The organism is Porticoccus sp., from assembly GCF_041592135.1.
Taxonomy (GTDB): Bacteria; Pseudomonadota; Gammaproteobacteria; order Pseudomonadales; family Porticoccaceae; genus Porticoccus.
The window spans coordinates 24013-35149 of record NZ_JBFHQR010000011.1; the positions used below are offsets into that span (position 1 = coordinate 24013).

Consider the following 11137-nt stretch of genomic DNA (forward strand, 5'->3'; position numbering starts at 1 on the left):
ATGGCTAAAACACGCACCGTTGTCATCTGGTTGGCCACGGCCCTGTTGCTGGTGGCCAATCCGGTACTGGCCTCGAAGGAAAACCCGGAAACCGGCCGGGAAATGCACGAGCAGATCATTGCCACCACCACCCTGGTGGAGGGCAAGCTGGCCGAGTACGTCAATCAGGTGGGCCAGCGCATTGCCCGCCACTCTGATAAACCCAATGACAGATTCACCTTTACGGTCATCGACAATCCGGTGATCAATGCCTTCGCCCTGCCCGATGGCTATGTCTATATCCACCGGGGACTGATCAACTACCTGAACTCCGAGGCCCAGCTGGCCGCCGTGCTGGCCCACGAGGTGGGTCACGTCACCGCCAACCATCACGGCCGCCAGAAGCGCGCCCAGACCGGCTCAACTGTTATGGCCGGACTGCTGGCCATTCTCACCCGCAGTGCCGATGTGGGCCAGGCCAGCGCCATGTGGGGCGCCAGCATGGTGAGCGGCTATGGCCGCGACATGGAGCTGGAGGCGGACGAGCTGGGCAGCCGCTTCCTCTATCAGGCCGGCTACGACCCCCAGGCGATGATTGAAGTGATCAGCCTGCTCAAGGATCAGGAGCGCCTCGAGAAAAAACGTGCCCTGGAAGCCGGTCGGGAACCGCAGTTCTACCACGGCCTGTTTGCCACCCATCCGCGCAACGACCAGCGACTCCGGGAGGTGGTGAGCAAGGCGGGGGCGCAGCCCCAGTCCGCCGCTGCCGAGCAGAATGTCGTCCCGTTCAGAATCGCCACGGAAGGCATGGTGTGGGGCGAAAATGTCGAAGCGCGGAAACTGCCGGAAAACGCCTACCTCAACGAAGAACTCGCCTTCATGGTGCTGTTCCCCAAGGGGTGGCAATTCGCCGAACAGCCACCCCTTGTCAACGCGGCCAATGACAGCGGCAGCGCCAGTATCAGCATCACCGCCCTGCGGCGCACCAAGGACAGCCCCGACCAATTCATCAAAAAGCAACTGGGCATTCCGTTGCTGCAAAAATCGGCGGCGCTGCAACAGTTCAGACTGAGGGGGCACACCGGGCTGATCCCCGGCAAAGCGGGTCAGCCGGATCAACGACTGGCGGTGCTCTACTACGGCTACCGGGCATTTGTCTTCAGGGGCACCGCGGATTCCGCCGACACCCAAAACAGTGCCGACCATGACTTCACCGCCATCATCGGCAGCTTCAGGCCCGTCTCCAGGCGCAGCCTGCAAACCCGCGAGTCAAAAACCATTCACTATGTAAAGGCCACCGAGCAGACCACCTTTGCCCGGCTGGCCCAGCACCTGCAGCTCGGCAAGCACGGCGAGGATGAACTGCGCATCATCAATAATTTTTACCCTGCCGGGGAACCGAAACCGGGTCAGTGGATCAAAATTATCCGCTAGAATGTTTAGGGGCAGGCCTGGCCGTCACAGCGCTGCCATCAGGCCTTCATATTTCGCCCTTATTCTGAGCCCATCGTCAGGGAGGTGAACGCCATGGATCTGCTCCACAGTGACAGTACTGCGAAGACCACCGTCATCACCACCGATGCCCAACCGGTGGTGCACAAAGCCGACAATCTCCTGCCCCTGAAACGAACACCCAGGGATATTCACGACTTCCAGGAGGTCGCGGTCTACCTGGAAGAGGTCGTCCTGAACAGTGACCTGGACCTGTTTTAGGCACGCCTGTCAGGCAACCCGTTTTCCCCATAGCACGGCGAAATCCTGAATACTGTACTGATCATTCAAAAAACGCTAGGCTGGGCTGCACGACATAAAGGTCCGTTCCAACAGGCCACTGGCGGGGGATCAATGCGAAGCCCTTTAGCCCGACTTTAAAACCACAAATGAGAGACGCCAGACGGCACTGGTCCGATATTGGCGTCCCGCACAGCATAGAGGGGATCTTTCACCATGGCAGACAGCCTCGGCCTGCAGCCCAGCACCACCATTGCCACTGAATACCTGATGACTTATGTCGCGCCCCTCGATCCACCGCTGGCTATTGACGACGGCATGATGATCGTCAACGTACGTCCCGGCGGTTGGGTCAAGGGGCCGCAGATCAGCGGCAAGTTTGTCGCCCCCGGCGCCGACTGGCTGCGCATCATGCCTTCCGGAGTGTTTCGGCTCGACGTGCGCGGCCTGATCGAAACCGATGACGGTGCGCACATCTTTATCAGCTACAACGGCATCATCAAAAACTCCGAGCAAAGCGCTGCCCGCCTCAACAACGGCGAATTGCTGACAGACCGCGATATCCCCTACTTTATCGCCGCCCCCACCTTTCAAACGGCCTCGGAAAAATACGCCTGGCTGAACGACATCCAGGCCATCAACAAAATGACAGAAATCCAGTTTGGCCCGGAAGGTTACGTCAAATACGATGTGTTCCTGATTCGCTGATGACGGCCGTTTTCGCGGCCCGAACAGACAAAAACATCGACTCAAAATAACCACAGAGAGGAGAACAAATCATGTCAGAAACCAATCGCGTCTGGCGCCTGCGCAAACGCCCCGTTGGCGATATCAGCGATGATGTCCTCAGTCTGGAAAATGAAGCCATCCCGGAACCCGGCGAGGGCGAGTGCCTGTTCCGTCTCAACTACCTGTCGCTTGACCCCACCAATCGCATCTGGATGAGCGACATAGAACAGTACATGGAACCGGTGGCTATCGGCGCACCCATGCGCGGGGTGGTCTGCGGCACCGTGCTCAAAAGCAATACCCCGGCCTTTGTGGAAGGGGATATCGTCAGCGGTATCGGCAGTTGGGCGGATTACCAGATCGGCTCACCGGCCAGCGTCGGCCTGCTGAGCAATACCGGCGATGTTCCGGTGATCGACGCCTTCGGCACCCTGGCGTTGGTGGGCCCCACCGCCTATTTCTGCCTGTTGGATATCGGCGATCCCAAACCGGGTGAAACGGTGGTGGTCTCCACCGCCGCCGGCGCCGTCGGCTCGCTGGTTGGCCAGATCGCCAAGATCAAGGGCTGCCACGTGGTGGGCCTGACCGGCTCCGACGAGAAATGTCGCTGGATCACCGAGGAGCTCGGCTACGATGTGGCCATCAACTACAAGACCGAGGACCTCGCTGAAGCACTGGCCAGGGCCTGTCCCAACGGCATCGACGTCTACTACGATAATGTCGGCGGCAAGATTCTCGACGAGTGCCTGAAGCTGATGAACCTGCACGGGCGCATTCCCACCTGCGGGCTGATCTCCCAGTACAACGCCACTGAGCCGGTGCCCGGCCCCTACAACTACGGCCTGATTCTGATGCACCGCCTGAAAATCCAGGGTTTCATTATTCTCGATTACATGGACCGCTACCCGGAAGCCACCGAGGCGCTGATCGGCTGGATGAAGGAGGGAAAACTGAAGGCGCGCCTGGATGTGTCAGAGGGCCTGGAAACCGCCCTGCAGGCCGTGAAAAAACTCTACACCGGCGACAACATGGGCAAGTTGATGGTGCGCGTCAAAGACGTATAATTTCCAACCGCAGCATGGGCGGTTCCGGGCAACCGGAATCGCCCGCCCCGGCAACTTTTCAGTTATGCAGATGAACTACTGGCTCTTCAAATCCGAACCTGACGTCTACGGCATCGACCAGCTGGCCAAGGCGCCCGGTCAACGCTGTCGCTGGGACGGCATCCGCAATTACCAGGCCCGCAACCACCTGCGGGATGACGTGAAAGTGGGCGACCTGATACTGTTTTACCACTCCAGCTGTCCCCGGCCGGGGGTCGCCGGGGTGATGGAGGTGGTGCAGGCGGCTTATCCCGATCCGGCCCAGTTCGACCCGGAAAGCGACTACCACGACCCCAAGGCCACGGAGGAAAACCCGCGCTGGTATGCGCTGGATGTCAAGCTGGTAAAAAAATTTGCACAGCTGCTGCCCCTGTCAGAGCTGAAGGCACAGCCTCAGCTGGCGGACATGGCCCTGTTTAAACAGGGGCGGCTGTCGGTGGTGCCACTCACGGAAGCGGAGTGGCGGACGATACTTTCTTTGGAGGAATAAGCTCTGGCGGATTAAACCGCCCCCACCGAGCGGGCAAACAGCCAGGCGGCGCCACCGAGTGCGGCCACCACAATCCACCACAAAAACAGCAGACTAAAGCGGAACGGCTTGCGCTCCACCGAATGAATCCCCGAGTTCACCACCTGGCGGATGCGCTCCAGGTCCTCTTCGGAATACTCTTCTTCACTTCTCATACCCATGACAAAATACTCTTCGCTTAATGATCTGTTGCCAGCAGCAGGTCCAGGTCCAGACAGGCCGCCGCCTGTTCCACACCGGGTTCCGCCAGGTAAGGCAATTCGCCCATCATCGGGCAGCCCAGCCGCAGTTGCAAACTGTGCAGGTTTTCCTGATAACAGGACATCTCCGGCACCACCCGATTGGCCACCCAACCGGCCAGTACCAGGCCATCGCGCCGGATCGCCTCGGCGCTCAGCAGCGCATGGTTGATGCACCCCAGCTCCATTCCGACCACCAGCAGCACCGGCAGTTGCAGGATTTTAACCAAATCCGCAAAAGTTTCCCGCTCATTTAGCGGCACCCGCCAGCCGCCCGCGCCTTCGATCAGCAGCAGGTCGAGCGGGTGCATCATGGTGCCGCGACCAAAGCCCGCCAGGCGATCGGCGCTGAGGCGACGATTTTCCTGAGCAGCGGCGATATGAGGTGCAATCGCTGCCTGCAGTGCCACCGGATTAACCTGCTCATAGGTTAACGGCAGACTGGTCTGGGCGAGCAGTGCCAGCGCGTCTTCGTTGCGCAGGCCGTCCTGCGTCATGTCGCAGCCCGCCGCCACCGGTTTCAGGCCGGCGGTGCGCAGGCCGCGCTGCCGGGCTGCCGCCAGCAAGCTGGCAGTCACCAGGGTTTTGCCGACACCGGTGTTGGTGCCGGTGACAAAATATTGTTTACCCATGCAGTGTCGCCACCCCGTAAATCACTTCCCAGGTCGCGGGCAGCTGGCCCTCGCCGTCACGAAACTGTTCATAGGCATCGATCAGCCGGCGAATGTGTTCGCGCCCGGTCATACCCTGGTTGCGCCCGCGATTGATATTGTGGGCGCCGAGCCCCTTCAGCTCGGAGGTGAGGTGGCGCAGATCCCGGTACTGCAGCACTTCTGCTGTAACGTCAAAATGCTGGAAACGGAAGCCGGCGGCGGTAAAGCTGTCACGCCATTGCTGCGCCGTCAAAAAGCGGTTGACGTGGACATAGCTGTCCACCACGGCCCAGGACTGACGCAGCTCGTGCAGGGTTTGCTGCCCCAGCGAGGTAAAGGCGATGCGACCACCGGGTTTCAACACCCGGGCGAGTTCCGACGCCAGTTGCGGCAGCCGCTCACACCACTGCAATGCCAGGTTGGAAAAGATCAGCTCAACGCTGTTGTCCGGCAGGCACAAATCCTCGGCATCGCCACGGAGCCAGACCGCACAGTCGCCGTGCCGGGCGCGGGCGAAGTCCAGCATGCCCTGGGCCAGATCAATACCGGTCAGGCTGCTCGGTGCAAAACGCTGTGCCAGCCGAGTGGTGAAATGCCCGGTGCCGCAGCCCAGGTCCACCACTGACCGCAGCGGCTGCGAGGGAGCAAGCTGATCCAGCAAGCGCTGACCCACCTGCCGCTGCAACCTGGCCACACCGTCATAGCTGGTCGCGGCCCGACTGAAAGAATCCGCCACCCGCCGTTTATCCAGCAGGTAGCGATCGCCCTGTACGAAATCGATGATGCGCTCGGCCAACTGTTGCGGGCAACTCAGCTGGGGCACATGGGCGGCGCCAGCCAATACCACGATCTGCTGGCTGCCATTCAGGGTTTGCAGCGCCGCGGCAGCACTGACGGGCACCAGCTGATCGGCGCCACCAAAAATATGCAGTCCGGGAACCGACAGCTCGGCCAGCACCGGACGGTTATCCAGTTCCTCCAGCAGCACCAGCCCCCGTTGCCAACCCTGGCGTTGCGAGGTGGACGGACTCGCCGCCAGGTCGCGCAACTGTTTCAGCAATTCGCGCTCGGAGACATCACCGCGACACTGCAAGCCCAGAAAACGTTTCAGGCACAGTTCCGGTTGCTGTTGAAACAGCTGGCAGAACTCCGCAAAGGTGTTGCGGGGCATGGCGCTGTGCCATTCACCCCGCTGTACAAAGGCCGGATTGCTGGCAATGGTCAGCAGCTGTTTGATGCGCTCCGGGTAGCGGCCGGCCAGCGCCGTGGCCAGCATACCGCCGAGGGACCAGCCGAGCAGCGAGCAGCGCGCCGGCAGTACCGCCAGCAGTGCCACCAGGTAATCCTCGACCGTTTCACCGGGCAGCGGCCGGCTTTCACCAAAGCCCGGCAGATCCACCAGCTGCACGTGGAAATGCTGGTTCAGCGCAGGCAACAACTGCTGCCAGATACGGCTGTCACTGCCCCAACCGTGCAGCAATACCAGCGGTTCGACCTGGAGCGGTTCGCCCTGGCACGGATAGTGGTAGACCGCCAGTGAACCGGCCTGGCAAATCGGCATGGATGCCGCCATCAAGGTGTCTGCCCCCGCAATTCCGTCAGGGTTCGGTCGATGGCATCCACCAACGCGTCCACCTGCTCCTCGGTGTGCTCGGCGCAGAGGGTGACCCGCAGCCGGGCGCTGCCCACCGGCACCGTCGGCGGGCGGATGGCCCCCACCAGAAAACCCTTGGCGCGCAGGCTTTCGCCCACCCGGTAACAGAGGGCATCGTCGTGCAACAGCACCGGCTGAATCGGCGTGGGGGAATCCATCAGCTCCAGGCCGATGTCGCTGATCGCGCTTCTGAAACGGGCGACCAGACTGCGCAGTTTTTCCCGCCGCCAGGTTTCCCGGCGCAAGATTTTCAGGCTGATGCGGGTGGCCGCCGCCACCGCCGGCGGCAGCGCCGTGGTGTAGATATAGGTGCGGGCGTACTGGATCAGGGTCTCGATCAGTGCATCGGAACCGGCCACAAAGGCACCGAAGGTACCAAAGCCCTTGCCCAGGGTGCCCATCAGGATCGGCAGCTGATCCACCCCGAGCTGATGGTGCTCGGCCAATCCGCCGCCGTTTTCGCCCAGCACACCAAAGCCGTGGGCGTCGTCCACCATCAGCCAGGCATCGTGCCGGCGACAGGTTTCCGCCAGCGCCGGCAGCGGTGCCAGGTCGCCATCCATGCTGAACACGCCATCGGTCACCACCAGTTTGCGGCCGCTGTCAACCCTGACCAGGCGCTTGGCGAGATCACCCACATCGCTGTGGCGGTAGCGCTGGCAGCGCGCGTCACTGGCCATGCCGCCATCCAGCAATGAGGCGTGGTTGAGCCGGTCCTCAAACACGTGGTCCCCCTTCTCCACCAGGGCGCGAATGGTGCCCAGGTTGGCCATGTAGCCGGTGGAGAACAGCAGGGCCCGGGGGCGACCGGTAAAGGCGGCAAGCTCTTCCTCCAGTGCGTGGTGTTCCTGGGAGTGACCGTAGATCAGGTGGGAGGCGCCACTGCCGACACCGTAGGTCTCGACGCCGCGGCGAAAACTGTCGATCACCGCCGGGTGGCTGGCGAGGCCGAGGTAGTCGTTGCTGCAAAAGGCCACACAGGTCCTGCCGTCCACCTGCACAATGCTGTTCTGGGCGGATTGCAACAGATGGCGCTGGCGGTAGAGGTTGTCCGCCCGGCGCTGTGCCAGTCGCTGTTGCAACTGCTGGTCCATGGATAAGGACATCAGAAATTTCTCCCGGATGGCCAACCCATGGCCACCCCAGCTAACTAGTTGGCGGCGTTATAGAACAGCTGATCGCTTGCCGCTTCCGCCATCGCCCGGCGCAACAGCTGCTCCTCTTCCTCGCTATCCCGCGCCACAGGGCGGGCTTCCGGCCTGATACCGAGCCGGTTCAGCAGTTCCATGTCGCGGTTGGCCTTGGGATTCGGTGTGGTCAGCAGCTTTTCACAATAGAAAATGGAGTTGGCTCCGGCCATAAAGGCCAGCGCCTGCATCTGATCGTTCATTTCCTCGCGCCCGGCGGACAGGCGCACGTGGGATTCGGGCATCATGATCCGTGCCACGGCAATGGTGCGGATAAACTCGAACGGGTCCAGGTCTTCCTGCTGCTCCAGCGGGGTGCCCGCCACCTTTACCAGCATATTGATCGGCACCGACTCCGGGTGCTGGGGCAGATTGGCCAGCTGCATCAACAGGCCGGCGCGGTCTTTTTCGCCCTCCCCCATGCCGACGATGCCACCGGCACAGACTTTCATGCCGGCGCGGCGCACGTTATCCAGGGTATTGAGGCGATCCTGGTAGGTGCGGGTGGTGATGATTTCCCCGTAGTATTCGGGCGAGGTATCGAGGTTGTGGTTGTAGTAGTCGAGTCCGGCCTCGGCCAGCATCTGCGCCTGCTCCGCTTTCAGCATTCCCAGGGTCATACAGGTTTCCATGCCCAAGGCCTTCACCTGGCGGACCATCTCGGCCACGGCGGGCAGGTCCCTGTCCTTGGGTGAACGCCAGGCGGCGCCCATGCAGAAACGGGTAGCGCCACTGTCCCGGGCGGCTTTCGCCTCTTCGATCACCTGCTCCAGCGCCAGCAACTGCTCTTTTTCCAGGCCGGTATCGTAGCGGGCGCTCTGGGGACAGTACTTGCAGTCCTCCGGACAGGCACCGGTCTTGATCGACAGCAGGGTGCTGAGCTGGACTTCATTGGCATTGAAATGCTGGCGGTGGACGACCTGGGCCTGAAACAGCAGATCATTAAACGGCTGTTTAAACAGTGCCAGAACCTCGTCGCGGCTCCAGTCGTGGCGAATCTCGGTGGCATGGCTGGCGGGCATCATTCATCTCTCATATAGTCTTATCCCAGCTCGCTATGATAGGTGAGCCAAAGCCTCTGTCAACCAAAAATGGATTTCAGGTTAACAACGATGGATAAAAGGGAAAGACCGCGGCTGGCCGCCTGCCCGTGGCCGGTCGGGGTGCGCCGCTTCAGTTATCGACTGTTCCCCGGCCACTGCCTGCTGTGCGGAACCCCATCCGGGCGCCCGCTGGACCTGTGCGCTGACTGCGAGGCGGATCTGCCGCTAAACCGGCCCAGCTGCCAGCGCTGCGCCCTGCCACTGGCAACCGCCCCGGACGGCGACCTCACCTGCGGTGCCTGCCTGGCCAGGCCGCCCCCCTTCCAGTATTGCGTGGCGCCGCTGCGCTACGAGTTCCCGGTGGACAGCCTGATCAACAGCTTTAAGTATCGTGGACAATTCAGTCGCGGCGCACTGCTGGCAGAGCTGTTGCTTGCCGCACTGCAGCAAACTGCGTTGCCCGAACTGATTGTGCCGGTGCCGCTGCACTGGCGGCGGCAGTTCCAGCGCGGCTTTAACCAAGCCGCCTGGCTGGCCAGCTACCTGGGGCGGCGGCTGGCTGTTCCAGTGGAGCGACAATTGCTCAGCCGCCACCGGCATACCCCCCACCAGCAGGGCGGCAGCCGTCAGCAGCGGCTGCACAATCTGCGCGGTGCCTTCCGACTCAACCGCTCACTGAGCGGTCAAACCATCGCCCTGGTGGACGACGTGATGACCACCGGCAGCACCGCCCGGGAATTGTCCGGGCTACTGATCAAGGGCGGCGCCGCCCGGGTGGATATCTGGTGCCTGGCGCGCACACCGCTGGAAAAATAACCAGTCGCCGCCGATAATGGCCGAACCCTTATTGCGCGTATGCTGTGTTATGACTTCAACCCTGTGGCAACAAATTCAACAGGAAGCTGCCGTGGTCGCCGCCGAAGAGCCGGTGCTGGCCAGCTTCCTGCAAGTCACCATCCTCAAACACGATTCGATGTTGGCGGCGCTGGGATTTTTGCTGGCGGAAAAACTCGGCTGCAGCGCCACCTCGCCCCTGACCCTGCACGAGGTCTTCGAGGAAGCGTTTGGCGCTGACCCGGAAATGGCGGACAAGGTCACCTGCGATATTCTCGCCATCTACAACCGGGATTCCGCCTGCCGCGACCTGTTTTCCACCTTCCTCTACTACAAGGGTTTTCACGCCCTGCAAGCCTGGCGCGCGGCCCACTGGCTGTGGCAACAGGGGCGCACTTCCCTGGCGCTGGTGCTGCAAAACCGCATTTCGGTGGTTTTCGGTGTGGATATCCACCCGGCGGCACAGATCGGCCGCGGCATCATGTTTGACCATGCCACCGGCATCGTCATTGGCGAAACCGCGGTGGTGGAAGACTGTGTCTCGATTCTCCAGTCGGTGACCCTGGGGGGAACCGGCAAGGTCAGTGGCGATCGCCACCCCAAGGTGCGGCGCGGCGTACTGATCGGTCCCGGCGCCAAAATTCTCGGCAATATCGAGATCGGTGCCGGTTCCAAAATTACCGCCGCCAGCGTGGTGCTGAATGACATTCCCCCCCACTCGGTGGTGGCCGGGGTGCCCGCAACCGTAGTGGGCACGATGGATATCGACGCCCCGGCCGAGTCGATGGACCAGGGGCTAACGGGCTGTTGTGACTAACCGAGAACACCAATCATGTCCAAATTAAAGAATGAAGCGGAACTGCTGAAAGAGGCTCTGAGGGTCGGCATGATCTACGCCGAAAAGCGCGGCGCGGCCAAATTTGAGGCCACCGACTCCGCCAACGACAAGGTGGAGTACATCTACAAGTTGCTGGTACACGACAAGCTGATACAACCCCTGGCCCACGAACAGCACGACATCCCCCACATGAAGCACAAGCTGGCGCTGTGGATCACCCGGCAATTGCCGGAGGGACATCGGCTATTGCAGTAACCGCTTCCCGCTAGCCGGCCCGAAACAGCAGCTCCGCAGCCGCCAACCGCCAACCGCCGGTACAGCGCAACATTCCTGCGGTGCGGGAACCACTCGATCAGGAAGGTGGCCAGGGCCTCCCAGAGGGATACCCAGGCGGCGACTGTCAGCCCTTCGGCAAACACATTTGCCACCACTGAGCGCGTTTCACCCAGCCACTGGTTGAGGGACAGCGCACAAAACAAAATGCTCATGCCGATCAGCAGGAAAACCATCGAGCGGGACATCATCTGGCGCATGTTGCGCTGCTCACAATCCACCCGGTAGAGAAAGAAATTATTGACGCTGCGACGAATGCGCGGCTCGTCCGGGGCACGGATCAGG

Annotated in this window: 13 protein-coding genes; 8 read left to right on the plus strand and 5 right to left on the minus strand. The window is 61.6% G+C overall.

The window, feature by feature from the left end:
- The 5 genes from ABY948_RS02260 to ABY948_RS02280 all read left to right on the plus strand — a co-directional run bounded on the left by ABY948_RS02260 (position 1) and on the right by ABY948_RS02280 (position 4032).
- Positions 1-1413 (plus strand): M48 family metalloprotease, encoded by a 1413-nt coding sequence (locus tag ABY948_RS02260; protein WP_461480884.1) that lies wholly within the window; start codon positions 1-3, stop codon positions 1411-1413.
- A 93-nt stretch (positions 1414-1506) separates the two neighbouring features.
- Positions 1507-1692 (plus strand): hypothetical protein, encoded by a 186-nt coding sequence (locus ABY948_RS02265; RefSeq protein WP_461480885.1) that lies wholly within the window; start codon positions 1507-1509, stop codon positions 1690-1692.
- Between the two features lie 234 nt (positions 1693-1926).
- Positions 1927-2418 (plus strand): DUF3237 domain-containing protein, encoded by a 492-nt coding sequence (locus ABY948_RS02270; RefSeq protein WP_461480886.1) that lies wholly within the window; start codon positions 1927-1929, stop codon positions 2416-2418.
- Between the two features lie 71 nt (positions 2419-2489).
- Positions 2490-3503 carry an NADP-dependent oxidoreductase gene (locus tag ABY948_RS02275; RefSeq protein ID WP_461480887.1) on the plus strand — a complete coding sequence of 338 codons (1014 nt, stop codon included), beginning with the start codon at positions 2490-2492 and terminating at the stop codon, positions 3501-3503.
- A gap of 70 nt (positions 3504-3573) precedes the next feature.
- Positions 3574-4032, plus strand: a complete 459-nt coding sequence (locus tag ABY948_RS02280) for an EVE domain-containing protein (protein WP_461480888.1) — start codon at positions 3574-3576, stop codon at positions 4030-4032.
- 11 nt (positions 4033-4043) lie between these two features.
- Here the strand turns inward: ABY948_RS02280 and ABY948_RS02285 are convergent, their stop codons facing one another.
- From ABY948_RS02285 to bioB, 5 genes are read right to left on the minus strand one after another with little or no spacing between them, the layout of a single operon-like run.
- Positions 4044-4232, minus strand: a complete 189-nt coding sequence (locus tag ABY948_RS02285) for a DUF3094 family protein (protein ID WP_461480889.1) — start codon at positions 4230-4232, stop codon at positions 4044-4046.
- A 17-nt stretch (positions 4233-4249) separates the two neighbouring features.
- Entirely contained in the window at positions 4250-4942 is a 693-nt protein-coding gene (bioD, locus tag ABY948_RS02290) for a dethiobiotin synthase (RefSeq protein ID WP_461480890.1), read from the minus strand.
- Entirely contained in the window at positions 4935-6524 is a 1590-nt protein-coding gene (bioC, locus tag ABY948_RS02295; RefSeq protein ID WP_461480891.1) for a malonyl-ACP O-methyltransferase BioC, read from the minus strand. The genes bioD and bioC overlap by 8 nt, the downstream gene beginning before the upstream one ends.
- An 11-nt stretch (positions 6525-6535) precedes the next feature.
- The gene (bioF, locus tag ABY948_RS02300; RefSeq protein ID WP_461480892.1) at positions 6536-7723 is read right to left on the minus strand and encodes an 8-amino-7-oxononanoate synthase; all 1188 of its coding nucleotides are present in this window, start codon (positions 7721-7723) and stop codon (positions 6536-6538) included.
- A gap of 44 nt (positions 7724-7767) precedes the next feature.
- Positions 7768-8826, minus strand: a complete 1059-nt coding sequence (bioB, locus tag ABY948_RS02305) for a biotin synthase BioB (RefSeq protein ID WP_461480896.1) — start codon at positions 8824-8826, stop codon at positions 7768-7770.
- Positions 8827-8916: 90 nt separating this feature from the next.
- Here bioB and ABY948_RS02310 point away from each other — a divergent pair, with 90 nt between their 5' ends.
- From ABY948_RS02310 to ABY948_RS02320, 3 genes are read left to right on the plus strand one after another with little or no spacing between them, the layout of a single operon-like run.
- Positions 8917-9663: a double zinc ribbon domain-containing protein gene (locus tag ABY948_RS02310; protein ID WP_461480893.1), complete on the plus strand. Its 747-nt coding sequence runs from the start codon at positions 8917-8919 to the stop codon at positions 9661-9663.
- A gap of 49 nt (positions 9664-9712) precedes the next feature.
- Positions 9713-10498 carry a serine O-acetyltransferase gene (cysE, locus tag ABY948_RS02315; protein WP_461480894.1) on the plus strand — a complete coding sequence of 262 codons (786 nt, stop codon included), beginning with the start codon at positions 9713-9715 and terminating at the stop codon, positions 10496-10498.
- A 15-nt stretch (positions 10499-10513) separates the two neighbouring features.
- Positions 10514-10774 (plus strand): DUF5062 family protein, encoded by a 261-nt coding sequence (locus tag ABY948_RS02320; protein ID WP_461480895.1) that lies wholly within the window; start codon positions 10514-10516, stop codon positions 10772-10774.
- Positions 10775-11137: the final 363 nt, after the last annotated feature.

Bases quoted from the DNA above. Each gene is read 5' to 3' on its own strand.
- ABY948_RS02310 (WP_461480893.1), top strand. From the start codon at position 8,917: ATGGATAAAAGGGAAAGACCGCGGCTGGCCGCCTGCCCGTGGCCGGTC.
- ABY948_RS02285 (WP_461480889.1), bottom strand. From the start codon at position 4,232: ATGGGTATGAGAAGTGAAGAAGAGTATTCCGAAGAGGACCTGGAGCGC.
- bioF (WP_461480892.1), bottom strand. From the start codon at position 7,723: ATGTCCTTATCCATGGACCAGCAGTTGCAACAGCGACTGGCACAGCGC.
- bioB (WP_461480896.1), bottom strand. From the start codon at position 8,826: ATGCCCGCCAGCCATGCCACCGAGATTCGCCACGACTGGAGCCGCGAC.
- ABY948_RS02260 (WP_461480884.1), top strand. From the start codon at position 1: ATGGCTAAAACACGCACCGTTGTCATCTGGTTGGCCACGGCCCTGTTG.
- ABY948_RS02320 (WP_461480895.1), top strand. From the start codon at position 10,514: ATGTCCAAATTAAAGAATGAAGCGGAACTGCTGAAAGAGGCTCTGAGG.
- bioC (WP_461480891.1), bottom strand. From the start codon at position 6,524: ATGCCGATTTGCCAGGCCGGTTCACTGGCGGTCTACCACTATCCGTGC.
- bioD (WP_461480890.1), bottom strand. From the start codon at position 4,942: ATGGGTAAACAATATTTTGTCACCGGCACCAACACCGGTGTCGGCAAA.
- ABY948_RS02270 (WP_461480886.1), top strand. From the start codon at position 1,927: ATGGCAGACAGCCTCGGCCTGCAGCCCAGCACCACCATTGCCACTGAA.
- ABY948_RS02275 (WP_461480887.1), top strand. From the start codon at position 2,490: ATGTCAGAAACCAATCGCGTCTGGCGCCTGCGCAAACGCCCCGTTGGC.
- cysE (WP_461480894.1), top strand. From the start codon at position 9,713: ATGACTTCAACCCTGTGGCAACAAATTCAACAGGAAGCTGCCGTGGTC.
- ABY948_RS02265 (WP_461480885.1), top strand. From the start codon at position 1,507: ATGGATCTGCTCCACAGTGACAGTACTGCGAAGACCACCGTCATCACC.
- ABY948_RS02280 (WP_461480888.1), top strand. From the start codon at position 3,574: ATGAACTACTGGCTCTTCAAATCCGAACCTGACGTCTACGGCATCGAC.